We start from the raw sequence: 24914 nt of genomic DNA on the forward strand, positions 1-24914 counted from the left end.
CCGGCGCATGACCGCGGGACTGGTGCGGGACAGCCCCATAGAACGGCAACACTCGGCCAGCCGCACCACCGATTTAGCGCATGACTGGTGCGGGAGTCAGGTTTTCACCGTTAAAAACTGCGCAGGGGCCCCGGGGGAGCGGCATTAGGCCTCGGGCGGGCCGTGATCGAGGGGCGCGATCGGCTCGTCCTTGATCTGCTCGAGGGCGAGCGCGGTGCGCACCGTGCGGACGTTGGGAAGGCCGGTGAGGTGCCCGACGAGCTGCTGGAAGGCACCGAGATTCGGCGCGACGCATTTGAGCAGGAAGTCGGTCTCGCCCGACAGCGTCCAGCACTCGCGCACCATCGGCCAGCCGCGCATCTCCGCCGCGAAGGCCGCGAGCTCGGCCTGGCCCTGCGCGGCGAGCTGCACCATGGCGAAGCACACCACCTCGTAGCCGAGCGCCTTCGGCTCGAGCAGTGCGCGGTAGCCCCGGATGATGCCGGCCTCCTCGAGGGCCCGGACCCGGCGCAGGCAGGGCGGCGCCGACAGGCCGACGCGCCGGGCCAGCTCCACGTTGGTGATGGAGCCGTCGGCCTGCAGCTCCCGGAGGATCGCCCAGTCGATGGCGTCGAGACGGGCGGGCAAGGCGGCGGGCGATCCTGAGGCGGGGCGGGATCAAGCTGAGTAGCCGGCCGCGGGAGCGGGCACAAGGCAAGCCGGCACAAGGCCGGCGCCGGTTGCCCGTCGCGGGCTCGTCTCTTATGGGGGGCTGTCCGCGTGACTGGCGAGGTTCAAGGTGGCCGAAACCACCGGGGAGCGCGGGCGTCCTCCTGCCGCTCGCCTGGGCACCCTCCCCGACTCGACCCACGGGTGACCCATGATGGCCGCGCCGACGAAAGCCGCGCACGACGCTTCTTCCCCGCCCTGCTCCCTGCCCGGGGTGCTGGACCGCCTCGACCGACTGACCGACTGGGAGAAGCGCCCCCGGGGCGGGATGCGGGTCGGGCTCGGCCCGATGCGCGACCTGCTCGCCCGCCTCGGCGACCCGCAGGCGTGCCTGCCGGTGGTCCATGTCGGCGGCACCAAGGGCAAGGGCTCGGTCTGCGCCCTGATCGAGGCCGGGCTGATGCGGGCCGGGCTGCGGGTCGGGCGCTACGCCTCGCCCCACGTCGAATCGGTCACCGAGCGGGTGTGCCTCCAGGGGATCCCGGTCGGGGCGGCCCGGCTCGCTGGGGCGCTGACCCGGGCGCTCGACGCCCACGAGGCGGCGCGGCGCGGCGGCACCGCCGGGGCCGACGCGACCTGGTTCGATGTCCTGACCGCGGCCGGCTTCACGCTGTTCGGCGAGGCCGGGCTCGACTGGGCGGTGGTCGAGGTCGGGCTCGGCGGGCGCCTCGACTCGACCAACGCGGTCGACGGGAAGGTCGCGGTCATCACTAATATCGGGCTCGAGCATACCGAGATCCTCGGCCACACCCGTGCGGCGATCGCCGCCGAGAAGGTCGGCATCCTGAAACCCGGCGCGGCGCTCGTCACGACGCTGCCCCCGGACGACGAGGCCGGGGCCGTCGTCGCCGCCCGCGCCGCCGCCCTCGGTTGCCCGGTCCTGCGCCCGGCGACCGCACCCAGCGCCTCGATCGCCGCGGAGAACGCGGCGTTGGCCGGTCTCGTCCTCGATCGTCTCGGCGCGGGCGGGGTGCGCGGCCGAGACGGCGCCCCCCTGCATGCCGGCCTGCTCGACGCCGCGGCCCGCGCGAGCGCCAGCCTGCCCGGGCGCCTGGAACGCCGGGTGATCCGCACCGCCCGCGGCCCGGTGCCGGTGGTGCTCGACGGCGCCCACGTGCCGTTCAACCTCGCGGCGGTCCTGCACGACCTAGGCGGCGATCCGACTCTCGCCGGCCCCTGCACGGCTCTCGTCGCGCTTGCCGGCGACAAGGACGCGGCCGGCTTCCTCGCGGTGCTGGCCCGGCATGCCGCGGCCATCGTCGGCACCGAGATGCCGGAGCGGCGCGGCCACGCCGCCGCCGCGCTCCGGGCGCTCGCCGCCGGCGAAGGGGTGGAGGCGGAGGCGGTGGCCCTGCCGGAGGCGGGCCTCGCCCGCGCGACGGAACTGGCGGCCCGGCGCGGCGGCTGGCTGCTGGTCACGGGCTCGCTCCACCTCGTCGGGGCGCTACGGGGCTCGACCGGCCTCGAGTGACCCGCCGCTCGGGCGAGCCCTCGGATGCGCCGATGCGCGAACCAGCCTCAGCCGCTGGGCTCCCCGTGCGCGAGGTTCCCCGGTTTCGCCCGGGGCCAGGGCTTGAACCGGATATACTGCTCGATCGAGAAGGCGCCGCCGCCGAGAGCGAGCAGGGCGAGAAGGGCTTCGCGGAAATCTCCAGGGTTCGTCATGGCGCTTACCCGCAGTTCGATGGATTTTGTCAGGTCTTGCAGCGGTCGCCGTCCCGCCGCACTCAGACAATGGCCGAGGATCTCCTGGGTTGCAGGCTGCCCCCGACGAAACGACATCGAGGGCATTACAATGTCTTCATGCAGGGCGGCCGCGCAGCCCGGTTTGCAATTGCCGGAGGCTCAGCGCAGCAGCGCCAGGGCGAGCGGCACCAGCACCGCGGTCAGGAAGGCGTTGAGCCCCATGGCGATGCCCGCGAAGGTGCCGGCGACCTCGCTGACCTGGAAGGCGCGGGCGGTGCCGATGCCGTGGGCGGCGAGCCCCGCCGCGAAGCCGCGGGCGCGGTAATCGCGGATGCCGAGATGGTCGAGGAGCGGCGTCACCATGATGGCGCCGAGGATGCCGGTGAGGATCACCAGCACGGCGGTCAGGGTCGGATCGCCGCCGAGGGCCGAGGTGATCCCCATGGCGACGCTGGCGGTGACGGATTTCGGCGCGAGCGCGATCAGGACCGCATCCGGGACGCCGAGGAGCTTCGCCGTGCCGATGCCGGTGGCGAGCGCCACCGTGGAGCCGACCACCAGGGCCGCCAGCATCGGCACCAGCACCCGGGTCACCGTCTTGCGGTGCTCGTAGAGCGGGATCGCCAGGGCGACCGTGGCCGGCCCGAGCAGAAAGTGCACGAATTGCGCGCCCTCGAAATAGACCGCGTAGGGCGTGCGGGTGACGATCAGCACCAGGCCGACCATCCAGATCGCGTGCAGCACCGGGTTGGCGAGCGGATGGCGCCCGGTGGCGGCGGATACCCGGTCGGCGATGACGTAGGCGGTGAGCGTCACGGTGAGCCATAGGAGCGGCGTGCGCGACAGGAACACCCAGAGGGCGAAATCCCCGGTCATCGCCCGATTCTCATCGCCAAGGCCTCATCATCGCCGCCGTCTCATCGTCCGACCCATTTGGCGACGGACAGGAACGTGTAGACGGTGGCGACGAGGGCGAGCGCCGTCGAGACCACCAAAGCCGCCGCCAGCGCGACGCCGTGGGCCGCCAGCACGTCGAGCCGTCCGATGACGCCGGCTCCCGCCGGCACGAACAGCAGCGACAGATGGGCGAGCAGACCCTTGCCGGTGCGCTCCAGCGTGCCGTCGGTGAGCGGTGCCGGCCATCCCCCGGGCCGCCGATCGCGCAGGGCCAGCACCGCGAGGAGCAGGGCCATGCCGACGACGGGACCCGGCACGGGCAGCGCGAAGCCACGGGCGACGATCTCGCCGGCGAGCTGGCACAGCAGCAGCAGGGTGAGGCTGAGGATCATGAGGCGGCGAGGACCTTCGGCCTTGCCCCCACCCCTGTCCCCGCCAGCCAATGGTCGAGGAACGCGTCGAGCCAGGCGACCACGCGGCCGTCATGCATCAGCCGGCCCTCGATCTGCCGCGCCCGGTCCTGCGCGCCGGGCAGGCGCAGGCGCTCGGCGGCCCGCACGGTCCAGCGGCAGATCATGGCGTGGGTGACCTCCGGGTGGAACTGGAAGCCGAAGGCCGACTTCCCGACCCGGATCGCCTGGGTCGGGAAGTCGTCGCCGGTGGCGAGCGTCTCGGCCCCGGCCGGGCAGGTGAAGCCCTCGCGGTGCCAGTGATAGACGTGCGACGGCCAGGGCTGGCCGATCTCGTCCGCGAAGTCGCGTCCCGCCGCGGTCGGGAGCAGCGGGTAGTACCCGATCTCGGCCCGCCCCTCCGGATGGGCGCAGACCGTGGCGCCGAGGCCCTTCGCCAGCATCTGCGCGCCGAGGCACAGGCCGAGGAACGGCCGCTCCTCGCGAAGGGGCACCTGGATCCAGTCGATCTCCTCGCGCACGAAGGCGTCGCCGTCATTGGCGCTCATCGGGCCGCCGAAGATCACCGCCCCGGCATGGTCGCGCATCGTCTCCGGCAGGGGATCGCCGAAGCGGGGCCGGCGGATGTCGAGGGGATAGCCGCGCTCGAGGAACAGCCGCCCGAGGCGCCCCGGGGTCGATTGCTCCTGGTGCAGGACCAGCAGCACGGGCCGGCGGTCGGACTCGGGCTGGCCGCCCGTGCGAGAGTTCACCGTGCGAGAGTTCACCGTGCAAGCGTTCATCGCGGCGTCACCGGGCCGGCATCTGCTGGGCCGGCAGCCCCGCCAGGGCGACGGCCCGGGTCGCCGTGATCGCCGCGTCGTCGAAGCCGAGGAGCTGGCCGAGGCGCCAGACGAGATCGTCCTCGAATTCGTGCACCTGCCCGTCGGCGGCGGCCACCGCCCAGGCGAGGCCGAGCAGGCTGCGCCGCTCCTCCTCCGGCACGTCGCGGCCGATCATCTCGACGAGCTCGGCCACGTCGCGGGTCTGGTCGTCGAAGCCGATGGCGCGCTCGATCAAGGCCTTCGCCGCGGCCTCGGTCGGGGCGAAGCGGTGGGTCAGCAGGCGGGCGAGGCGGTCGCGCTCCACCGCCGCAAGGGTGCCGTCGACCCGCGCCACGTGGACGAGCAAGGCCGCGGCGGCGAGATGCGGCTCGTCGCCGGCATCGGGGGGCGAGACGGGCGCGCCGAACATCTCGGCGGCGTAGGCGCGAAGGCGGGCGATCAGGGGCATTGGGGAGATTGAGATTTTTGGGTTCATTATGGTCGGGATTCGTCGCCTTCGCGTCAAGCGCCCCGGATCATCAAACGACACCGATCCGGCCGCCCGGCCTGCATCGCTGGTCTGCGTCGCGGCCCGGGCGCGGCGGAGGCCCTCGACGGAGGCCCCTCGTGGCTGGGGACCCTCTTGGCGGAGGACCCTCTTGGCGGAGGACCCTCTTGGCGGAGGACCCTTGCCAACCCGGACAGCGGCGGGTAAGAGGACGCCCATCGGCCGCCGGTTCACCGGCCCGGTCGGCGCCGCAATAGCTCAGCTGGTAGAGCACCTCATTCGTAATGAGGGGGTCGGGGGTTCGAATCCCTCTTGCGGCACCACTCTCCTCCCCCGACAATCGACTGGATGCGGCGCCTCGCGGAGCGCTTGCCCGCGCGTGGCCGCCCCTCCCCCGGCAGAGCGATCAACCGATGCGGCGTTCCCTCGCGCCCGGTGCGTCCGAGGCGGCGCGGCTGGCTTCATGGACCGAACTCGACACCGGCCCGATCCCCGGCCGCAGCGGCTGTTTGCGCCTGGTGCGGCGCGACGACGAGTTCCTGATCGCGGTCGACGGGACGGAGCTGATGGGCAGCCATCGCAGCGGCTCGGAGCGGGAGCTCGCGACGCTCGCCTGCGCGGCCTTGCGGGACCATTCGGCACCGCGGGTGCTGATCGGCGGGCTCGGCATGGGCTTCACGTTGCGGGCGGCGCTCGGCGCCCTCGGGCCGCGAGCCCGGGTCGTGGTCGCCGAGCTGGTGCCGGCGGTGGTGGCCTGGGCCCGTGGCCCGCTCGCCCACGTGTTCGGCGACTGCCTCGACGACCAGCGGGTCGAGATCCGCGAGGGCGACGTCAACCGGGTGATCCAGTCCGGGCCGGAGGCCTGGGACGCCATCCTGCTCGACGTCGACAACGGCCCGCGCGGCCTGGTCAGCCGGGGCAACGACCGGCTCTACGATGCCTGGGGCCTGAAGCGAGCCCGCTGGACCCTGCGGCCGGGCGGGGTGCTCGCCGTCTGGTCCGGCTGCCCGGACCGGAAATTCAAGGCGCGGCTGCAGCACACCGGCTTCTCGGTGGCCGAGCACCGCATCCGCGCCGAGCGCCGCGGGCGAACCCCGCACGTGGTCTGGATCGCGACGCGCCCCTCTCCGTAAGCCGCGCCGGTCTCAAGAGGCCGGGCTCAGCACGCGATGAGCAGGTGCGCCGCGATCACCAGGGTGATGGCGAGGGCGAGCGCGACGCTCAGGACGACCGGGGCGCGGCGCCCGGCATCCCCGGGCAGGCCCCTCGCGGGCATGATCTCGAACCCTGACCCAACCATGACGACACGACTTGCTGACGGAGAGATGATCGGCGTGTCGTAGCATATCTGGCGCATGAGGGTGCGGCAGGATGCGGCTCAGCGTCTCGAAGACTTGTCCCGGTGTCTCATCATATCGCCCGTTCCACGTCGTGGCAGCGCCTGGCGGAGGAGACGGTGCGCCCCGGCCCTGTCTTCCGGGCAGGTCGTCCGGCATGTCTTGCTGTTAGACGCTAGGGGCCGGCGGGAGCGGCAGGCCGCGCGCCGCCGGACGATCGCGGGCGCTTCTGCCGTCATCGCCTGTCTGCGCCGTCGACCGTCACTCGGGGGATGGTCGAGCCCGGCATCGAGAAAGACGTTCACCATCCCGCGTCGCGGATTGACGTTAGGACCGAATTCCCGCATCGCCCGTGCCCCAGCGGTCGCGATTCCGACGGTCGCCTCGTCGCGCCGATCCGCCCTGGTTCGGAGGGCAACCGCACCGGGAGAGGCGGACGCTGTCACGATGTCGGGCCAGGACACGACCGATTTCAGGCTCGAGCGGCTCGCGGCGGAGCAGCGTTTCGCCCTCTGGCACGACCTGGTGCAGCCGCTGTTCCGGGTCAGCCTCGAGGAGGATTCCGCGGCGGGTTTCCGGGCCGAGATGCGGGCGGTCCCGGTTTCCGACGCCCTTCTCACGACCTGCACCTCGCAGGCCCAGGTCTTCGAGCGCAGCATGGCCGACGTCCGCAGTTCCGGCTGGGACCACGTCGTGATCCAGCATTACGTCGACGGGGGCTTCACGGGCCTGTGCGGCGACCGGAGCGTGACGGTAGAGGCGGGCGACGTGAACGTCCTCGACCTCAACCGCACCCTGCGCACCCGGGCTACGGACTTCGCCAACCTGACCCTGATCCTGCCGCGCGACCGGCTGCCGCTGGCGGCCTCCTACGACCTGCACGGGCGGGCGATCGGGCGGGGCAGTGCAATCGCGGCGGTGATCGGCAGCCACCTGCGCAGCCTGGCCGAGCACGCCCCCGCCCTGTCACCGATCGAGGCGAGCACCGCCCTCGAGGCCCTATGCCTGATGCTCTCGGGCAGCGACCTGCGGGAGGCCGATCCGCTGGTCCGCGCGGCCGCCAATGCCAGCGTGCACGAGCGGGTCTGCGCCTATATCGACCGGCACCTCGACGACCCGAGCCTCAACCCCGGCACCATCGCGGCGGCCTGCCGGGTGTCGCGGGCGAGCCTCTACCGGCTGTTCGGCTTCGAGGGCGGCGTCATGGCCTACCTCGCCGGGCGCCGGCTCGACCGGGCCTTCGCGACGCTGAGCCGGACGGATGGCGGCCGCAGCAGCATCGCGCAGGTGGCGTATCGCACCGGCTTCTCCAGCGAGACGCATTTCAGCCGCTCGTTCCGGACCCGCTTCGCGATGTCGCCGCGGGAGGCCCGCCGCCTCGCCCGCGAGGGGGTGCACCCGCCCGGTCCGGCACCCGGCCTCGGCCCTCAGGACTGGGTGCGGACGATGCGGCGGCTTCGCGAGGTGCTGTAGGCCACGCGTCCCCCGTGAACCCACCCCTCAGGGCAGCGCGCCGATCCGCTCCTTGGCGCGGGTCATGGTGTCCTCGCAGGCGCGCTCGTTGCCGGCGCGGTCCTGCTCCCGGGCCTTGGCGATGAGGTCTCGCGCCTCGGCGATCCGGCCCGGATTCGGGACCGTCGCAGGGTCGCTCGGCTTGCCCGCGGGCGGCGCATCCAAGGCCTTGGGCGAGCCCTGCGTCGTCGGCGTGCTGCCGGTCACCGCCGCGGCACCCGGGCTCTCGAGCCGGCGCTCGATCGTGGCGATCTGCTCCGCGCACGGCGTCGCGGCGGCAGCGGTGGCGAGCGGGATCAAGATCGATGCCCCGATCAGCGTGGCCCGCATGGCGGTCTCCTCCTGCTTGAAGGCCGCCTCGTGCGGGCGGCAGCAGGAAACTGTCCGCCGGGGCGCCGGTTCGCCGACCCGGCTGCGGCGTCGATGTCGCATGCGGGCGGCGCGGCGGCCGCCGCTCTCAGTTCCGGTCGCCGCGGGCCGCCTCCTGGACCAGGCGCAGCACCTCGCGGCGGGTGTCGGGATCGGTGATCCGGTTGAAGGCCCGCAGCAGCTCGAGCGCCTGGCTTTCGGTCTCCATGCTTCCCGGCATCATGTCCGGCCCCCCCGGCGCGGCGGGATCGGCCGCGGGATCGATCACCACCCCGAGCAGGGTCTCGATCTCACGCAGGCGGCGCGCCGAGAGGCTGACGCCGGACACGGCGGCGCCGCCGCGGGAGGATCGCGGCGACTTGCCGGGATCGAACACGCCATCGGTCATACGCCCCTCCCGTTCCTCGCGCATCTTCCGACGAAGTGGATCCCCGATCGTCGCAGAAAACGCGGAATAATCAACGATTTAGAGCACCACGCGAGCGTGCCGGGTCAGGCGGCGCCCGAGAGCCCCGTCGCGCGGGGACGCACCGGGATTCGCACCCCGGGCCAGCCCGCGCTCGATAGAACACAGATTGTTGTCTCAGTCATTCGCAGACAAACAAGAACGAACGGATTACCCCGTTCGACACGATCCGGATCCGCCGAGCGGCGCCGACGGCAAGGCCCAGCCATTCCCGACCGGCATGTCTCCTGCAGGCGGCGGCGTCTTACACAGGACGGGCCCCGCTCCGGGGCGCCTCGATCCTTCCAGCGATTGTGAGCGGACCAGACGCGATGACGATTCCACGAGAGCCGTCCGCCGGAGAATCGTCTATCCGAGAAGCGCCCATGCAAGCGTCGCTGCCGCTCCTCGTCGCGGTGACGATGACCGGGACGGTGGCCCTGCACATCTTCGTGCCGGCGCTCGCCGATGCGGCGGCCGATCTCGGCACGACGCCGGTCGCCGCGCAGCTGACGATTACCCTCTACCTGGTCGGCCTCGCCTGCGGGCAGCTGGTCTACGGGCCGCTCTCGGACCGGTTCGGCCGGCGCCCGGTGCTGATCGCCGGCCTGTCGCTGTATCTCGCGGGCCTGCTGCTCGCGATTCCCGCCACGTCGATCGAGGTGCTGATCGTCGCCCGGGTGCTGCAATCGCTCGGGGCCTGCGGCTCCCTGGTCCTCGGCCGGGCGATGGTGCGCGACGTCTCGACCGCCACCGACGCCGCCCGCAAGATCGCGATCCTCACGATGGCGATGACGCTGACCCCGGCGCTCGCGCCGGCGATCGGCGGCCTCGTCAACGGCGCCTTCGGCTGGCGGGCGGTGTTCGTGGTGCTGGCGGTCCTGGTGGCGGGGCTCGGGGCGCTGGTGGTGACGACCCTGCCGGAGACCAACCGGCGGCCGGTCGCGCTTCCCGGGATCGCTGCGGTGGCGGGGGCCTATCTGCGGCTGCTGCGCCATCCCGCGTACCGGGCCTACGTCACCGCCGGGGCCTGCGCCGGCACCAGCCTCTACGCTTTCCTGGCGGTGGCGCCGTTCCTCCTCGTCGACCGGCTCGGCCGCTCGTCGCAGGAGGTCGGGCTCGATTGCCTGATCGTGGTGGCCGGGATGGTAGCCGGCTCGGCGATCGCCGGGCGCCTCGCCGGCCGGGTGCCGATCCGGCGCGCCGCGAAGGCCGGCAACGGCCTCTGCCTCCTCGCCGCCCTGGCGTTGCTCGCGGTCGACCGCAGCGGATCGCTCAGCCTCCCGACGCTGCTCGCGCCGCTGGTGCTCTACGCCGTCGGCATCGGCCTCCTCGGGCCGAACGCCGTAGCCGGCCTGATGAACGTCGATCCGCATTCCGCCGGCTCGGCCTCGAGCCTCTACGGCTTCATGCAGATGGCGCTCGGCGCCCTGTTCACCCTGGCGGTCGCCACCTGGCACGACGGCTCGGCGACCCCGGTGGCGGTGACGCTGCTCGCGGCGTCGGGGATCGCCGCGCTCGCGCTGCGGCGGGTCTGACCCGCCGCAGGCCCGGCCCAGCGGGACCCTGTGAACACACGTTAACCTTTTCTTAACTCGGCCGTTGCCCCGGCGGAGCCGGCGTGCGACCAACTCGTTAACGAGAGCTTAACGGTTGCGGGTGCGGGTCGGATGCGTATCGCGGGTCGCCGGAATGGAATCGGAATCGTCGCGCAATCGACGGCCCTTGCCGCGGTCGTCGCCGCCGCGCTCCTCACCTCGGTGAGCGGCGCCGGCAGCCAGACCCTCGCAGGGCTTCCCGCGGTCACCATGCCGGCCACGTCGGTCGGCGAGGCCCGGCCGGTCCCGGCCTGGACCGAGTTCTGCGCCCGCTACGCCCAGGAATGCGCCGTCGATCCGAGCGAGCCGGCCCAGGTGACGCTGACTCCGAAGCTGTGGCAGACGGTCACCGGCATCAACCGCCAGGTCAACACCTCGCTGCGCGCCGTCACCGACATGGAGCATTGGGGCGTGCCGGACCGCTGGGACCTCGCCGAGGACGGCTCGGGCGATTGCGAGGATTTCCAGCTCCTCAAGCGCAAGCTGCTCGCCCAGGCCGGGCTGCCGCGGCGCGCGATGCGGATGACGGTGGTCATCGACGAGAAGGGCGAGGGCCACGCCGTGCTGATGCTGCGCACCGACCGGGGCGACCTCGTCCTCGACAACAAGACCAGCGCGGTGCTGCCCTGGCACAAGACCGGGTACACCTACATCAAGCGCGAGGCGGACGAGGCCGTCCGCTGGGTCTCCCTCGGCCGGGCGGTGTCGCCGGTCGTCACTGCGAATCGCTGAGGTCGGCGCCGTAGCGCGCGTTCAGCGAGTCGCTGGCCAGCTCGGCGCTGCCATTCGTCCACGGCATCGCCAGGACGACCCGGACGCCCGGCGCCGGCGCCGGGGCGGCGGGCCGTGCCAGCCGCGTGGCGATCGGCACCGGGTCGAGCGCCGGGCGCAACGGCACCGCCGCCGCCTCCTGGCCTCCCCGGCTCAACAGCACAGCCACGCCAGCCCCCGTGATGAACGCGGCCTGGAGCCCCAGCCGCCGTACAGTCCGAACCATGTGAAGCACTCGCCTGTCAGGCGGCGGCCGTGTTCTTGCGTCCGTCGCTCGCCTGGGACCATCATCGGCCGGCGTCGCTTAACGGGCTATCGTCATCGCGCCCGCTGCTCTCATCGCGGATCGACGAGTTTCCGCGATGCTGAACGGAGGTTTTACACTGTCCTTCATCATCCCATAACCTTGACGGAGCGCGAACGCGGCCCCTCCTCCGGAGCGTGGGTGGGAAGGGGAGGCGCACCGCGCTATATTCCGCCGATGAGCATGCGGGTCGAGCCGGAGGTGGTGCGGATGGGATGGCCGACGGAACGGACGCTGTCGCGCCTCCTCGCCGCGGGGCTGGCGGCGGTCCTGCTGGCGCCGGGGGCGGCGCAGGCGCAGTACTATGACGGCTCCGGCTATCGCCGCGCCCCCGCCTACCGTCCCGCCCCCGCACCCGAGGCGCAGCGGCAATTCTACTGGCCGTGGGAGGACCGCCCCGCGGCCCAGCCCGTGCCGCAGGATTACGGCCAGCCCAGCCCCCGCGGCGCCTACCGCACCCCTCGCCCGCGGCGAGAGCGGGAGCGCGAGCGGGAGCGGGAGGTGGTGCACAGCCGCGAAGGCCGCTCGGTGCAGCGTCCGAAGCCGCGCCCGGCGCCTGTCGTGGCACGCCCCGCCGCCCCGAAGCCGAAGACCGACCCGCAGACACAGATCGCGGTCTTCGGTGATTCCCTCGCCGACCTTCTCGGCCAAGGCCTCGACACCGTGTACGAGGCAAATCCGGACGTCGTGGTGATCCGCCGCGCCAAGGGCGACAGCGGCCTCGTGCGCAAGGACGTGGTCGACTGGCCGAAGTCGGCGGAGGATTATCTCAAGTCGAACCCGAAGGTGACATTCGCGGTCGTGATGGTCGGCGCCAACGACCGCCAGCCCCTGCGCGACGGCGACCAGACCCTCGACCCGCTGAGCGAGCGCTGGCGCGCCATCTACCGCGACCGGGTCGATGCCCTCCTGAAGGTCTTCACCGACCGCAAGGTACCGGTGATCTGGGTCGGCGAGCCGCCGATGAAGAGCGAGAGTTTGTCGGCCGACATCACATCGCTCAACGAGATCGCCCGCGACCGGGTGCAGCGCGCAGGCGGGGTCTATGTCGACATCTGGCCGGCCTTCGTCGACGAGAACAACCGCTACGCCGCGAGCGGGCCGGACCTCGAGGGGCAGCAGGCGAAGCTGCGCACCGCCGACGGCGTCCATTTCACCCAGGCCGGCGCCCGCAAGGCGGCGCATTTCGCCGATGTCGAGATCAAGCGGCTGATCGAGGCGAAGGGTGGCACCCCGTCCCTGCCGGACGCGGTCTCCACCCTCACCCCGGAAGCCGCGCCGCCGGCCGCGGGCGGCGGGAAGCTCGACGACGACGCGGCGATCGACCGGCTCATCACCGCGATGCTGCCGAGCCTGCCGGAGCCGCCGGGCATTCCGGCCCTGCCGGTGAAGCCCGCCGCCGGCCCGGTCCTGCCGCTGACCCGCAACGAGGTCGCCCCCAACGGCACCCTCGTCACCGGGCGGCCCCGGGTCGAGGGCGATGCCGGCTACACCCTGGAGCGCAGCCTCACCCGCGGCGTAGCACCCCCGCCCCAGCCCGGCCGGGCCGACGATTTCCGCTGGCCGCGAGGGTGAGCTGTCGCCGCGCCTGACCGGCCATCCCATCGATCGCAGCGTCGAACAATGCCAGGCCGACCGACGTGAGGGTGCCGGAGGTCTCGTTGTCGGGAAGGAGCATCATACGGCGGGCCGGCGCGATCGTTTCGTCATTCATGGCCGCCCCCTTCCCGCAGCCGAACACGACCGCCTGGCCCGGCTCGCCCGGCACCGTGGCGATGATCGGGGCGCCGAGTCCGGGCTTGGCCTGCGTCGTCAACGCATCCTTGACGGAGACCATGTCGATGCCGGCCGGACATCTTGCCCACCATGCCCGTATCGCCGAGGAGATCGCTCTCGCAGGTCGACACCGGCCCCGGGAACCGGCAAACGGCGCCGAGGAGGTCGGGGCTGCGGATGTTCGACGGCGGCCGCAGCTCCCGGAAGCATTACGAGGAGGAACGATCCGAGGAAGAGGCGGTGGAGTCCCGGCCTACCACCGCCCCGTGATCGTCGCGAGCACGGTGAACGGCGCGCCCGGGATGTTGTTGAACTGGTTGAACGGTGCCTCGATGTAGCGCGCGTCGGTCAGGTTGCGCAGGTTGAGCGAGAACCGGGCGTGCTCGTTCAGATCGTAGAACACCGCCGCGTCGACCCGGGCATAGGCCCCGACCGTGAAGCTGTTGTTGAGGTCGCCGAAGCGCTTGCCGACATACGTCACGCCGGCCCCAATGCCGAGGCCGCGCCAGGCCCCCTCCTGGACCTGATAGGTGGTCCAGATGCTGCCGCTGAAGGCCGGCACGCCGACCAGCCGGTTGCCGACCGCGAAGGTGGTGTCGCGGGTGATGCGCGCATCGAGGTAACCGACGCCGCCGATGACCTTCCAGCCCGGCAGGATGGTGCCGGCCAAGTCGGCCTCGACGCCCTCGGAGCGCTGCTGCCCGGTGATCACCGAGAATCCGCTATTGACCGGATCGCTCGCCGCGACGTTGTCGCGGGTGATCCGGAACGCGGCGGTGCTGAGGGTCAGCTCGGGATTGATGTCGTAGCGCGCGCCGACCTCGTATTGCTCGCCGGTCTCGGGCGCGGGATTCACGGCGCCGAGCACGTTGGCGGTCTGCGGCTTGAACGAGGTCGAGTAGCTGGCATAGAGCGCCAGCGGCTCCGCCGGCCGGTAGATCAGGCCGACGCGGGGCGAGACGCCGGAGAGTTCCTGCGTCGGCGGCAGGCTGCGCGAGGTCGGCAGGCGACTAAAATAGAACTGGTCGCCGGTGTCGTAGCGCACGCCCAGCAGCAATTGCAGGCCGTAGCCGAGCTCGATCTGGTCCTGGGCGTAGAGGCCGGTCAGTTCGTTCTTCTGCCGCAGGTCGCTCTGGAACGAGAGCGGGCCGGGCAGCGCGCCGAAGGTCGGGTTGAGGAAACTGACCGACGCGATGTTGCCCTGCGTCGTGTAGGAGTGACGGTACCCGTTGATGTACTCGACGCCGACGAGGGCGGTGTGGCGCAGGCCGAGCCAGTCGAACTTGGCGACGAGTTCGGTCTGGCTGTCGACCGAGGCGTAGCTCGAGACGGTGGAGGTCACCCGGCGGCTGAGCACCGTGCCGGCGGCGTTGACGCCGGTCGCCCGCGGCGAGATCAGGTCGAAGCTGCCGCCCTGCGCGTTGAGGACCTGGCGGATCATCAGGTTCTCGTTGAAGTCGTGCTCGACCTTCAGCGTGCCGAAATTCGCCATCGCGTTGTAGCGGGCCCAGGGCTCGCCGTAGTAGCGCGCGATGTTGTCGAGGGGCACGCGGCCGCGGAAGGCGGTCAGGCCCTCGTCGTACTGGCCGTCCTGCTTGGTGAATTCGCCGAGGAAGGTGACCCGGGTGTCGGGGCTCGGGTTCCAGGTGAAGGCCGGGGCGACGAAGTTGCGGGTGTTGTCGCGCCCGCCGTAATTGCGGAAGGTCGGATCGGCCTCGGTGGCGAAGCTCACCCGGCCGGCCAGCCCCTCGGCGCTGGGGATCGGGCCCGAGACCGAGCCCTGCACCCGCCGGAAGCCGAAACTGCCGCCCTGCACGCTGGCATCCGCCATGGGCACGAAGCTCGCCTGCCGCGTCACGATGTTGATGACGCCGCCGGGGTCGCCGCGGCCGTAGAGCACCGAGGCCGGACCTTTCAGCACCTCGATCCGCTCGACATCGGCGAGGTCGCGCCTGGTGACGAAGAAGTTGCTGGCCTGGTTCAGGAACACGCCGTCGATGGCGTAGGTCTGGGTGTTGAAGCCGCGGATGTTGTAGGTTTCGGTGCGGCCCTGGAGCGTGCCGGCGGGCTGCACGTTGCTGACGTTGAACAGGGCGTCGGTGAGCCGCGTCTCCTGGCGGTCGACCAGGACCTCGCGCGGGATGACGTTGACACTCTGCGGCAGGTCGCGCAACGCCGTGTCGGTCTTGGTCGCGGTGGCGCTGCGGGTCGCGCGGTAGCCCTGGACCGGGCCAGTGGCGATCTCCCGGAAGGGCGGCACGCCGGCCACGGTGATCGCATCGAGGGCGATGGTCTCGCCCGCATCCTGCGCGCCGGCGCCGCCCACCGCTAGGACCGGCGCCGCGCCCGCGAGCAGGGCGACGAGCAGCGCGGAGCGATGCCGGCGGGCGGGGGAAAACGTGGAGCGCACGGGAACCTCAGGCGGAAGAAGCGGCCTCCCGCTGCGTAAACCCCCGGTCTGTGGCAATCAATCACTTCATCCCAGCAAGCTCTGGAACGGTTCCATGCTCGGTCGTTATCGCCCGTAGTGTTGCACAGGAGCATCTTGCGCAATGTTCGAAGGATGCGACCGGAGATGGATAACTTGCGAGGTCGCAGGTGAATTAGAATAGATACAGAAAGCGCGTTCGGTTGCGTGCGGAAATCTGCGCGAGAGGCGGCGGCATGATCGCATCGGGCGAGACCCCTCCCCTGCCCTGATGAACCGATCGGTCGACGGCGAAGGGCGGGCTTCCCGCCTTTCAGCCCCTCGCCGACCCCAGACACGACAACGGGATCCGCCCCGGGGGGAGCGGATCCCGCTGACCGCCACCGAACCGGCGACGGCGAAAACCGATCGTCCCGCCGTCAGACCGGCAGGGTCGTCGCGCCCATCAGGGCCTCGTCGATCGAGCGAGCGGCCTGCCGGCCCTCGCGGATCGCCCAGACCACCAGGGACTGGCCGCGGCGCATGTCGCCCGCCACCCAGACCTTGTCGGTCGAGGTGCGGTACTGGGTGTCGTCGGCGAGCACGTTGCCGCGCTTGTCGCGGGCGACGCCGGATTCCTCGATCAGGCCCTGAGCCACCGGACCGGCAAAGCCGATCGCCATGAAGACGAGGTCGGCCGGCAGCAGGAACTCGGAGCCCGCGATCGGCTTGCGGGATTCGTCGACCCGGGCGCAGACCACGCCCTTCACCTTGCCCTTCTTGCCCTCGATGCGGAGCGTCGCGGCCTGGAACTCGCGCTCGGCGCCCTCCGCCTGGCTCGACGAGGTGCGCATCTTGGTCGCCCAGTAGGGCCACACGGTCAGCTTGTCCTCGCGCTCGGGCGGGCGCGGGCGGATGTCGAGCTGGGTGACCGAGAGCGCGCCCTGGCGGAAGGCGGTGCCGACGCAATCCGACGCGGTGTCGCCGCCGCCGATCACCACCACGTTCTTGCCGGCGGCGATGATCGGCTCCTCGGCCGTGGCGGCTTCCTGCCCGACGCGGCGGTTCGATTGCACGAGGTAGGGCATGGCGAAGTGCACGCCCTCGAACTCCTGGCCCGGCAGGCCGGGATCGCGCGGGGCCTCGGCGCCGCCGGCGAACAGCACGGCGTCGAACTCGTTGTGCAGGCTCGCGAAGGAGCGGGTGACGCCGACATTGACGCCGTAATGGAACTGCACGCCCTCGGCCTCCATCTGCCGCACCCGGCGGTCGATGTGGCGCTTCTCCATCTTGAAGTCGGGGATGCCGTAGCGGAGCAGGCCGCCGGCCTTCGGCTCGCGCTCGAAGACGTGGACGTCGTGACCGACGCGCGCGAGTTGCTGCGCCGCCGCGAGGCCGGCCGGACCCGAGCCGATGACCGCGACCCGCTTGCCGGTCTTGACCGCGGCCGGCTCAGGCACGACCCAGCCCATGCTCCAGGCCTTGTCGGCGATCGCCTGCTCGATGGTCTTGATCGCCACCGGCTGGTTCTCGAGGTTGAGGGTGCAGGCCTCCTCGCACGGCGCCGGGCAGATGCGGCCGGTAAATTCCGGGAAGTTGTTGGTGGAGTGCAGGTTGCGCGCCGCCTCCTCCCAATCCGCATTGTAGACGAGGTCGTTCCAGTCCGGGATCTGGTTGTGGACCGGGCAGCCGGTCGGGCCGTGGCAGAACGGAATGCCGCAATCCATGCAGCGCGCCGCCTGCTTCTTCAGGTCGTGCTCGTCGAGCGGCAGGGTGAATTCGAGGAAGTGGCGCACGCGGTCGGCCGCGAGCTGATACTTCTGCTCCTGCCGGTCGAATTCGAGGAAGCCTGTGACCTTGCCCATCGGTGGAGTGCTCAGTTCGTGAAGTGGTCGGGCCGGCGGCGGGTCTCAAGCGACCCTGGCGACGGTGGCGGAGTGGGGGAGCGCGTCCCCGCAACGGGTGAGCCAGGCCCGGATCGCGGGCCGGCCCGAGAGATCGAATCCGCCCTCGTCGGCGAATTGCGTATAGGCGAACAATGCGACGTCCGCGATGCTGACTTCATCCCCGACGAACCAGTCGGCGGCGGTCAAGTGTCGCTCCATCCGGTCGAGGGCGGCTTCGCCCCCGTCGACCTTCTTCGGGTCTCGGGTCTCGGCCGGCTTAGCCTGATAGCGCATGTGGAAGCGGCAGACCGCGATGGTCGGCTCGTGATTGTACTGCTCCCAGAACAGCCACTCGTCGATCTTGGCCTGCACCCACGGATCCTCCGGCAGCAGGGCGGAACCGCGGGCGAGATAGCGGATGATCGCGTTCGACTGCGCGAGCGTCCGCCCGTCGTCGAACACCACACCCGGAACTTGGCCCACGGGGAAGCGGGCGAGGTAGTCGGGCGTGCGGCTCTCACCCCGCATGATGTCGACCGGGATCCAGTCATAGGCGAGCCCGAGGTGATCGGCGACGTACCGCACCTTCAGGCAATTGCCCGACATCATGTCGCCGTAGACCTTCACCGCGGAATCTCCGTGCGTCTCCGATCGTTCGTCAAGGCGCCACCCCAACCCTCCCCCCTCTGCGGGGGAGGGTGGCGAGCGGAGCGAGCGCAGCGGGACGAAGTCCCGCCGAGAGGGGCAGCGCGACGCTGATCCAGGCGGCGCCCGTCAAGACGCGCGACCTTTCCGGACGCGGCGCCCCTCTCCCGCCCCGCTCCGCGGGGCACCCTCCCCCGCAGAGGGGGGGGGGGAGGGTTCAGGTCGGCGTTACTCCGCCGCCACCGGCATCCGGGCCCGCTCCATCTCGCGCAGGGCCCGCCGGTACTCGACCGGCATCACCTTCACGAACTTGGTGCGGTAGGTATCCCAGTTGTCGATGATCGCCTTGGCGCGCACCGAGCCGGTATACTTCAGGTGGTTGTTGATGAGCCCGACGAGGCGCTCCTCGTCGTGGCCCGACATGTCGGCCAGGATGTCGATGCGCCCCTTGGTCTCCAGGTCGCCATCCTGGTGGAAGCGGCGCATGAACTCGTCCTCCTCCTCGACCGGCTCGAGATCGACCATCGACAGGTTGCAGCGCTTGGCGAAGGAGCCGTCCTCGTCGAGCACGTAGGCGATGCCGCCCGACATGCCGGCCGCGAAATTGCGCCCGGTCTCGCCGATCGACACGACGACGCCGCCGGTCATGTACTCGCAGCCATGGTCGCCCATGCCCTCGACCACCGCGATGGCGCCCGAGTTGCGCACCGCGAAGCGCTCGCCGGCCGCGCCCCGGATATAGGCCTCGCCGGCGATGGCGCCGTAGAGCACCGTGTTGCCGACCATGATGGTGCGGTCCGACGGCGAGCCCAGCGCATCCGAGGGCCGGATGATCAGCTTGCCGCCCGACAGGCCCTTGCCGACATAGTCGTTGGCATGGCCGGTCAGGCTGAGCGTCACGCCGGCGGCGAGCCAGGCGCCGAAGCTCTGGCCGGCGGTGCCGGTGAGCTTCACCGTCAGGGTGTCGTCCGGCAGGCCCTCGTGGCCGTGCGCCTTGGCGACGGCGCCCGACAGCATCGCGCCCGCGGCCCGGTCGGAGTTGCGGATCACGTCCTCGACGGTCACGGCGACGCCGGTCTCGATCGCGTCGCCGATGGCCGCGATGAGCCGCCGGTCGAGAACCTGGTCGATCGGGTGCTTCTGGGTGTCGACGTGGCGGAGCGCGACCGTCTCCGGCACGTCCGGCTTGTGGAACAGCCGGGTGAAGTCGAGCCCCTTGGCCTTCCAGTGCGAGATCGCCGCCAGCTTGTCGAGATATTCCGAGCGGCCGATCAGGTCGTCGAGCTTGGTGACGCCCAAGCTGGCCATCAGCTCGCGCAGCTCTTCCGCGACGAAGAAGAAGTAGTTGATGACGTGCTCAGGGGTGCCCTTGAAGCGCTTGCGCAGCACCGGGTCCTGGGTCGCGACGCCGACCGGGCAGGTGTTGAGGTGGCACTTGCGCATCATGATGCAGCCGGCCGCGATGAGCGGCGCGGTCGAGAAGCCGAACTGGTCGGCGCCGAGGAGCGCCGCGATCAGCACGTCCCGGCCGGTGCGGATGCCGCCATCGGCCTGGAGCGCCACCCGGCCGCGCAGGTGGTTGAGGACCAGCGTCTGCTGGGTCTCGGCCAGCCCGATCTCCCACGGCCCGCCGGCATGCTTGATCGAGGTGAGCGGCGCCGCGCCGGTGCCGCCGTCGAAGCCCGAGATGGTGATGTGGTCGGCGCGCGCCTTGGCGACGCCGGCCGCCACCGTGCCGACGCCGACCTCCGCCACCAGCTTGACCGACACGTCGGCCGCCGGGTTGACGTTCTTGAGGTCGAAGATCAGCTGGGCCAGATCCTCGATCGAGTAGATGTCGTGGTGCGGCGGCGGCGAGATCAGGCCGACGCCCGGGGTCGAGTGGCGGACCTTGGCGATCTTGGCGTCGACCTTGTGGCCGGGCAGCTGGCCGCCCTCGCCGGGCTTGGCACCCTGCGCCACCTTGATCTGCATCATGTCGGCGTTGACGAGGTACTCCGCCGTGACGCCGAAGCGGCCGGACGCCACCTGCTTGATCGCCGAGCGGCGCGAGCGGCCGTCGGGCAGCGGCCGGTAGCGCTCGCGCTCCTCGCCGCCCTCGCCCGAGTTCGAGCGGCCGCCGAAGGAGTTGACGGCGATCGCCAGGGTCTCGTGCGCCTCCTTCGAGATCGAGCCGTAGGACATCGCCCCCGTCGCGAAGCGCTTGACGATCTCGACCGCCGGCTCGACCGCGTCGATCTCGACCGGCGCCCGGCCGATCTCCGCCGCGCTCTTGATCCGGAACAGGCCGCGGATGGTCTTGAGGTGGTTCTCCTGCTCGTTCACCATCTTGGCGTAGGCGCGGTAGCGGTCCGGCAGGTTGAGCCGCACCGCGTGCTGGAGCGTCGCGACGGTGTCGGGCGTCCAGGTATGGGCCTCGCCGCGCAGGCGGTAGGCGTATTCGCCGCCGACATCGAGAGCGCTGCGATAGACCGGGGCATCGCCGAAGGCGTCCTGATGGCGCCGGCCCGTCTCCTCGGCGACCTCGGCCATGCCGATGCCCTCGATGGTCGTCGCCGTGCCGAAGAAGTCGCGCTCGACGAAGGCCGAGTTGAGGCCGACCGCATCGAAGATCTGGGCGCCGCAATAGGACTGGTAGGTCGAGATGCCCATCTTGGACATCACCTTGAGCAGGCCCTTATCGATCGACTTGATGTAGCGGTAGACGATCTCCTCGTCGGTCAGCTCGGGCGGCAGCTCGTCCTTCATCGCCAGCAGGGTCTCGAAGGCGAGGTAGGGGTTGATCGCCTCGGCGCCGTAGCCGGCCAGGCACGCGAAGTGATGCACCTCGCGCGGCTCGCCGGATTCGAGCACGAGCCCGACCGAGGTGCGAAGCCCCTTGCGGATCAGGTAGTTGTGCACCGACGCGGTGGCCAGCAGCGCGGGAATCGGGATCCGGTCCGGGCCGACGGCACGGTCCGACAGCACGATGATGTTGTAGCCGCCGCGCACCGCCGCCTCGGCCCGGTCGCAGAGACGGTCGAGGGCGCCGTCCATCGCCTGCGCGCCGGTTTCGGCCGCGTAGGTGATGTCCAGGGTCTTGGTGTCGAAGCGGTCCTCGAAATGGCCGATGCAGCGGATCTTCTCCAGATCCGCATTGGTCAGGATCGGCTGGCGCACCTCGAGGCGCTTCTTGCGCGAGGTCCCCTCCAGGTCGAGGATGTTCGGCCGCGGCCCGATGAACGAGACGAGGCTCATCACGGCCTCCTCGCGGATCGGGTCGATCGGCGGGTTCGTCACCTGCGCGAAGTTCTGCTTGAAGTAGGTGTAGAGCAGCTTCGGCTTGTCGGAGAGCGCCGAGAGCGGCGTGTCCGTGCCCATCGAGCCGACCGCCTCCTGGCCGGTCACGGCCATCGGCTGCATCAGCAGCTTCAGGTCCTCCTGGGTGTAGCCGAAGGCCTGCTGCCGATCGAGCAGCGACACGTCGGTGCGCGACTCGCGCGGCTGCACCGGGCGCAGGTCCTCAAGCACGATCTGGGTGCGCTTCAGCCACTCCTTGTAGGGATGGGCGGCGGCGAGCTCGCTCTTGATCTCCTCGTTGGAGACGATGCGGCCCTTCTCGAGGTCGATCAGCAGCATCCGGCCCGGCTGCAGGCGCCAGGACGAGACGATCTTCTCGTCCGGGATCGGCAGCACGCCCATCTCGGAGGCGAGCACGACGAGCCCGTCATCGGTAACGAGGTAGCGGGCGGGGCGCAGGCCGTTGCGGTCGAGGGTGGCGCCGATCTGGCGGCCGTCGGTGAAGCACAACGCGGCCGGGCCGTCCCACGGCTCCATCAGCGCGGCGTGGTACTCGTAGAAGGCGCGCTGCTCCTCGCTCATCAGCGGGTTGCCGGCCCAGGCCTCGGGCACCAGCATCATCATCGCATGGGCGAGCGGGTAGCCGCCCTGGACGAGGAACTCGAGCGCGTTGTCGAAGCAGGCGGTGTCGGACTGGCCCTCGTAGGAGATCGGCCAGAGCTTCGAGATGTCGTTGCCGAACAGCTCCGAATCGACGCTGGCCTGGCGCGCCGCCATCCAGTTCACGTTGCCGCGCAGCGTATTGATCTCGCCGTTATGCGCGACCATCCGGTAGGGGTGCGACAGGCGCCAGGTCGGGAAGGTGTTGGTGGCGAAGCGCTGGTGCACGAGCGCCAGCGCCGAGACGAAGCGCTCGTCCTTCAGGTCGAGATAGTAATGGCCGAGCTGGTTCACCAGCACCATGCCCTTGTAGACGATGGTGCGCGAGGACAGCGAGACCGGATAGAATTCCTTCAGCCGCTCGTCCTTGAGGGTGTAGACGGCGTTCGAGATCACCTTGCGGACGAGGAACAGCCGGCGCTCGAAGGCGTCCTGGTCGGCGCTGGAGGCCGGACGGCCGATGAACACCTGGCGGTGGCGCGGCTCGCTCGCCTTCACGCTCTCGCCGAGGTCGCTCGGGTCGACCGGCACGTCGCGCCAGCCGAGCAGGGTCAGGCCCTCGTCGGCGATCGCCTTCTCGACGATCCCCTCGACGAGCTTGAAGCCCTCCTCGTCGCGCGGCATGTAGAGCTGGCCGACGCCGTAATGGCCGGGCTCGGGCAGCGTCATGCCGAGGCGCTCGGCCTCTGCCGCGAAAAAGCCGTGCGGGACCTGCACCAGGATGCCGCAGCCGTCGCCCATCTTCGGGTCGGCGCCGACGGCGCCGCGATGGTCGAGATTCTCGAGGATCTGCAGGCCCTGCTGCACGATGGCGTGGGTCTGGCGATTGTGCATGTCGGCGATGAAGCCGACGCCGCAGGCATCCTTCTCGTTGCCGGGGTTGTAGAGGCCCTGGCGCGCCGGCAGGGCCGGATCGCGCACGACGAGGGCGGGGACCGCCTGCCCGCGGGAGGGGTGCTGGGACTGGTCCGTGCCGCTCATGGTCTGGTCTCCCAAGGTCCGGTCGTCGTGTCGAGACTCGCGGAGGCGCGCGCTCGCCTGATGGTCAGAAGGGCCGGACGAACCGGCCGGGAAAAGCTCGGCCTGCCTCTGGGACAGGCGACCTGCCTCGGCGGCAGGCTATCCCACCGTCACCGGCGGGCGAAGTGGCGCGGGCAGCCGCGAGCGGCGCCGCGGGCGGGAGGGCCGAGGGCACGGCCGCCGCCTTATCGTTCTTCAGCCGCGGGAGGGTCGGTCGCGTCTCGCGAAGGGAGCGCCCGCACCTCGCGAGCGCCCGGCAGGCTTGGGTTCAGCCCGCGTGCGCCCGCACCGCCCGGATGGCGGCGCGTTTGGTATCTCGTTTGGCCGTCGTGCAAGCCACAAGCCAGCGCCCTTGCGACCCGGGGGCACGGGGCCCGGCCGGGAAAATGGGACAGCGGTACTGTCCTAACTCGGGGAACCTGCCAGATTTCAATCGGTCCAGCAAGAGGCCATTCCGTCCACCCTTGTGCTTTTCTTGCGTTTCATCACCGCGACCCGCAACGAAATGCCGAATCTGGCGGAGACCGCGCATCTTTCCCCCGCGGGGACGCGAGATAATCGACCGGGCGGAACCGGGACGGCACGACGAGCAGGACATGACGGGCATGAGCGGCGGCGTCTCGTCCCGGCCGGCCTGCCCCGGCATGATGGTGTCGGGACGATCGAGGGAGCCGAGGGACCGATGAACTTCGCGAGCGACAACGTGGTGGGCGCGAGCGCCCCGGTCCTGGAGGCGATCGTGCGCCACAACGGCGGCGCGATGCCGGCCTACGGCGCCGACCCGCTGACGCTCGGGCTGACCCCGCGCTTCCGGACGCTGTTCGAGCATCCCGATCTCGCGGTGTTCCCGGTCGCCACCGGCACCGCGGCGAATGCGCTCGCCCTCTCGGTGATGGTGCCGCCCTTCGGGCTGTGCGTCTGCCACGAGGAGGCGCACGTGATGGAGGACGAGTGCGGCGCGCCGGAATTCTACACCCACGGCGCCAAGCTGCATGGGTTGCCCGGGCCCGGCAGCAAGATCGCCCCGGAGACCCTCGATGCGTTCCTCGGCGGCCTGACCCGCCACGTGAAGCAGATGCCGCCGCGGGCGCTCACCCTGTCGCAGCTCACCGAGAGCGGGCAGGTCTACACGCTGGAGGAGATCGCGCGTCTCAGCGGCATCGCCCATGCCCACGGCCTCACCGTCCACATGGACGGCGCGCGCTTCGCCAATGCGCTCCACGCGCTCGGCTGCTCGCCGGCCGAGATGACGTGGCGCGCCGGCATCGACATCCTCTCGTTCGGGGCGAGCAAGAACGGCGCGCTCGCCGCCGAGGCGATCCTGGTCTTCCGCCCCGACCTCTCCGAGACGCTGGAGTTCCGCCGCAAGCGCGCTGGCCACATCCTGTCGAAGGGCCGCTTCCTCGCCGCGCAGCTCGACGCCTACCTCGCCGACGATCACTGGCTGGCGAACGCGGCGCATGCCAACCGCATGGCCGCGCGCCTCGCGGCGGGCCTGTCCGCGATTCCCGGGGTTCGGCTGGCCTGGCCGGTCCAGGGCAACGAGCTGTTCCCGATCCTGCCGGCCGCCCTCGACGAGGCCCTGCGCGGCGGCGGCGCCGTCTACTACGACTGGGCGAGCCGCAGCCTGCCCGCCGGCGAAGGGGTGCGCGAGGGCGAGCGGATGATCCGTCTCATCACCGCCTTCTCGACCACCGACGCAGAGGTGGAGGCGTTCCTGGCGCTGGCGCGGCGGGCGGGATGACGGTCGGGCCTCTCCTACCCGAAAGGCGATGCTGCCGACTGCCGCGCTCCCGCAATCCCGCCTCAATCCCGCGGTTAACAGAACCTTGTCCAAGCACGAGGGGAATGCGGGGCTCACGCAGCCCGGCACGACCCCGGAAACAAGGGAAT

At 71.0% G+C, this 24914-nt stretch carries 21 protein-coding genes, 1 tRNA gene and 1 riboswitch; of the genes, 8 read left to right on the forward strand and 14 right to left on the reverse strand.

Annotated elements, in window-relative coordinates:
- Positions 1-144: 144 nt before the first annotated feature.
- Positions 145-627, reverse strand: coding sequence for an Lrp/AsnC family transcriptional regulator (locus FF100_RS07190; RefSeq protein WP_139034853.1), 483 nt, complete (start codon positions 625-627; stop codon positions 145-147).
- 122 nt (positions 628-749) lie between these two features.
- Positions 750-836: riboswitch (ZMP/ZTP riboswitch) on the forward strand.
- A gap of 26 nt (positions 837-862) precedes the next feature.
- Here FF100_RS07190 and FF100_RS07195 point away from each other — a divergent pair.
- Complete coding sequence (locus tag FF100_RS07195) at positions 863-2179, forward strand: bifunctional folylpolyglutamate synthase/dihydrofolate synthase (protein ID WP_246101949.1); 1317 nt, start codon at positions 863-865, stop codon at positions 2177-2179.
- Positions 2180-2226: 47 nt separating this feature from the next.
- Here the strand turns inward: FF100_RS07195 and FF100_RS36955 are convergent, their stop codons facing one another.
- From FF100_RS36955 to FF100_RS07215, 5 genes are all read right to left on the reverse strand, one after another.
- Positions 2227-2373, reverse strand: coding sequence for a hypothetical protein (locus FF100_RS36955; RefSeq protein ID WP_171070075.1), 147 nt, complete (start codon positions 2371-2373; stop codon positions 2227-2229).
- Positions 2374-2553: 180 nt separating this feature from the next.
- Entirely contained in the window at positions 2554-3270 is a 717-nt protein-coding gene (locus tag FF100_RS07200) for an LrgB family protein (RefSeq protein ID WP_139034854.1), read from the reverse strand.
- A gap of 41 nt (positions 3271-3311) precedes the next feature.
- Complete coding sequence (locus FF100_RS07205) at positions 3312-3683, reverse strand: CidA/LrgA family protein (protein ID WP_139034855.1); 372 nt, start codon at positions 3681-3683, stop codon at positions 3312-3314.
- Positions 3680-4453, reverse strand: coding sequence for a glutamine amidotransferase (locus FF100_RS07210; protein ID WP_246101950.1), 774 nt, complete (start codon positions 4451-4453; stop codon positions 3680-3682). Before FF100_RS07210 ends, FF100_RS07205 begins: the two co-directional genes overlap by 4 nt.
- Positions 4454-4490: 37 nt before the next feature.
- Positions 4491-4973: a tellurite resistance TerB family protein gene (locus FF100_RS07215; protein WP_139034857.1), complete on the reverse strand. Its 483-nt coding sequence runs from the start codon at positions 4971-4973 to the stop codon at positions 4491-4493.
- A 286-nt stretch (positions 4974-5259) separates the two neighbouring features.
- Between FF100_RS07215 and FF100_RS07220 the strand changes: the two genes are divergently transcribed.
- The 3 genes from FF100_RS07220 to FF100_RS07230 all read left to right on the forward strand — a co-directional run bounded on the left by FF100_RS07220 (position 5260) and on the right by FF100_RS07230 (position 7822).
- Positions 5260-5335: transfer RNA gene (locus FF100_RS07220), tRNA-Thr, on the forward strand.
- A 132-nt stretch (positions 5336-5467) separates the two neighbouring features.
- Positions 5468-6145 carry a spermidine synthase gene (locus FF100_RS07225; RefSeq protein WP_425463291.1) on the forward strand — a complete coding sequence of 226 codons (678 nt, stop codon included), beginning with the start codon at positions 5468-5470 and terminating at the stop codon, positions 6143-6145.
- 651 nt (positions 6146-6796) lie between these two features.
- Positions 6797-7822 (forward strand): helix-turn-helix domain-containing protein, encoded by a 1026-nt coding sequence (locus FF100_RS07230; RefSeq protein WP_171070076.1) that lies wholly within the window; start codon positions 6797-6799, stop codon positions 7820-7822.
- A 27-nt stretch (positions 7823-7849) separates the two neighbouring features.
- Here the strand turns inward: FF100_RS07230 and FF100_RS07235 are convergent, their stop codons facing one another.
- Together FF100_RS07235 and FF100_RS07240 are read right to left on the reverse strand one after the other, a co-directional pair.
- Positions 7850-8191 carry a hypothetical protein gene (locus tag FF100_RS07235; RefSeq protein WP_139034860.1) on the reverse strand — a complete coding sequence of 114 codons (342 nt, stop codon included), beginning with the start codon at positions 8189-8191 and terminating at the stop codon, positions 7850-7852.
- A 127-nt stretch (positions 8192-8318) separates the two neighbouring features.
- Positions 8319-8618, reverse strand: coding sequence for a hypothetical protein (locus tag FF100_RS07240; RefSeq protein WP_139034861.1), 300 nt, complete (start codon positions 8616-8618; stop codon positions 8319-8321).
- 443 nt (positions 8619-9061) lie between these two features.
- Here FF100_RS07240 and FF100_RS07245 point away from each other — a divergent pair, with 443 nt between their 5' ends.
- Together FF100_RS07245 and FF100_RS07250 are read left to right on the forward strand one after the other, a co-directional pair.
- Positions 9062-10213, forward strand: coding sequence for a multidrug effflux MFS transporter (locus tag FF100_RS07245; RefSeq protein WP_246101951.1), 1152 nt, complete (start codon positions 9062-9064; stop codon positions 10211-10213).
- Positions 10214-10345: 132 nt separating this feature from the next.
- The gene (locus FF100_RS07250; protein WP_139034863.1) at positions 10346-11005 is read left to right on the forward strand and encodes a transglutaminase-like cysteine peptidase; all 660 of its coding nucleotides are present in this window, start codon (positions 10346-10348) and stop codon (positions 11003-11005) included.
- Here the strand turns inward: FF100_RS07250 and FF100_RS07255 are convergent.
- The gene (locus FF100_RS07255; RefSeq protein ID WP_139034864.1) at positions 10989-11270 is read right to left on the reverse strand and encodes a hypothetical protein; all 282 of its coding nucleotides are present in this window, start codon (positions 11268-11270) and stop codon (positions 10989-10991) included. The two genes, FF100_RS07250 and FF100_RS07255, sit on opposite strands and share 17 nt — an antisense overlap.
- A 255-nt stretch (positions 11271-11525) precedes the next feature.
- Here FF100_RS07255 and FF100_RS07260 point away from each other — a divergent pair, with 255 nt between their 5' ends.
- Entirely contained in the window at positions 11526-12923 is a 1398-nt protein-coding gene (locus FF100_RS07260) for an SGNH/GDSL hydrolase family protein (protein WP_139034865.1), read from the forward strand.
- On the opposite strand, the gene FF100_RS07265 is transcribed toward FF100_RS07260, so the two are convergent.
- From FF100_RS07265 to gltB, 5 genes are all read right to left on the reverse strand, one after another.
- Positions 12856-13185, reverse strand: coding sequence for a hypothetical protein (locus FF100_RS07265; protein ID WP_139034866.1), 330 nt, complete (start codon positions 13183-13185; stop codon positions 12856-12858). The genes FF100_RS07260 and FF100_RS07265 overlap by 68 nt on opposite strands.
- A 192-nt stretch (positions 13186-13377) precedes the next feature.
- Complete coding sequence (locus FF100_RS07270; protein WP_425463292.1) at positions 13378-15450, reverse strand: TonB-dependent siderophore receptor; 2073 nt, start codon at positions 15448-15450, stop codon at positions 13378-13380.
- A 521-nt stretch (positions 15451-15971) separates the two neighbouring features.
- A complete protein-coding gene (locus FF100_RS07275; RefSeq protein ID WP_139034868.1) occupies positions 15972-17396 on the reverse strand; it encodes a glutamate synthase subunit beta in 1425 nt (474 codons plus the stop codon).
- A gap of 45 nt (positions 17397-17441) precedes the next feature.
- Positions 17442-18044, reverse strand: coding sequence for a glutathione S-transferase family protein (locus FF100_RS07280; protein WP_139034869.1), 603 nt, complete (start codon positions 18042-18044; stop codon positions 17442-17444).
- Between the two features lie 246 nt (positions 18045-18290).
- Positions 18291-22982: a glutamate synthase large subunit gene (gene gltB / locus FF100_RS07285; protein WP_139034870.1), complete on the reverse strand. Its 4692-nt coding sequence runs from the start codon at positions 22980-22982 to the stop codon at positions 18291-18293.
- 721 nt (positions 22983-23703) lie between these two features.
- Between gltB and FF100_RS07290 the strand changes: the two genes are divergently transcribed.
- Positions 23704-24765: a threonine aldolase family protein gene (locus FF100_RS07290; protein WP_139034871.1), complete on the forward strand. Its 1062-nt coding sequence runs from the start codon at positions 23704-23706 to the stop codon at positions 24763-24765.
- Positions 24766-24914 lie beyond the last annotated feature (149 nt).

Origin of the sequence: Methylobacterium terricola, assembly GCF_006151805.1 — a bacterium.
GTDB lineage: Bacteria > Pseudomonadota > Alphaproteobacteria > Rhizobiales > Beijerinckiaceae > Methylobacterium > Methylobacterium terricola.

Coding starts and splice junctions, on each gene's coding strand:
- FF100_RS07195 (WP_246101949.1), top strand. CDS start 863: ATGGCCGCGCCGACGAAAGCCGCGCACGACGCTTCTTCCCCGCCCTGC.
- FF100_RS36955 (WP_171070075.1), bottom strand. CDS start 2,373: ATGACGAACCCTGGAGATTTCCGCGAAGCCCTTCTCGCCCTGCTCGCT.
- FF100_RS07200 (WP_139034854.1), bottom strand. CDS start 3,270: ATGACCGGGGATTTCGCCCTCTGGGTGTTCCTGTCGCGCACGCCGCTC.
- FF100_RS07205 (WP_139034855.1), bottom strand. CDS start 3,683: ATGATCCTCAGCCTCACCCTGCTGCTGCTGTGCCAGCTCGCCGGCGAG.
- FF100_RS07215 (WP_139034857.1), bottom strand. CDS start 4,973: ATGCCCCTGATCGCCCGCCTTCGCGCCTACGCCGCCGAGATGTTCGGC.
- FF100_RS07230 (WP_171070076.1), top strand. CDS start 6,797: ATGTCGGGCCAGGACACGACCGATTTCAGGCTCGAGCGGCTCGCGGCG.
- FF100_RS07235 (WP_139034860.1), bottom strand. CDS start 8,191: ATGCGGGCCACGCTGATCGGGGCATCGATCTTGATCCCGCTCGCCACC.
- FF100_RS07240 (WP_139034861.1), bottom strand. CDS start 8,618: ATGACCGATGGCGTGTTCGATCCCGGCAAGTCGCCGCGATCCTCCCGC.
- FF100_RS07245 (WP_246101951.1), top strand. CDS start 9,062: ATGCAAGCGTCGCTGCCGCTCCTCGTCGCGGTGACGATGACCGGGACG.
- FF100_RS07250 (WP_139034863.1), top strand. CDS start 10,346: ATGCGTATCGCGGGTCGCCGGAATGGAATCGGAATCGTCGCGCAATCG.
- FF100_RS07255 (WP_139034864.1), bottom strand. CDS start 11,270: ATGGTTCGGACTGTACGGCGGCTGGGGCTCCAGGCCGCGTTCATCACG.
- FF100_RS07260 (WP_139034865.1), top strand. CDS start 11,526: ATGAGCATGCGGGTCGAGCCGGAGGTGGTGCGGATGGGATGGCCGACG.
- FF100_RS07265 (WP_139034866.1), bottom strand. CDS start 13,185: ATGGTCTCCGTCAAGGATGCGTTGACGACGCAGGCCAAGCCCGGACTC.
- FF100_RS07275 (WP_139034868.1), bottom strand. CDS start 17,396: ATGGGCAAGGTCACAGGCTTCCTCGAATTCGACCGGCAGGAGCAGAAG.
- gltB (WP_139034870.1), bottom strand. CDS start 22,982: ATGAGCGGCACGGACCAGTCCCAGCACCCCTCCCGCGGGCAGGCGGTC.
- FF100_RS07290 (WP_139034871.1), top strand. CDS start 23,704: ATGAACTTCGCGAGCGACAACGTGGTGGGCGCGAGCGCCCCGGTCCTG.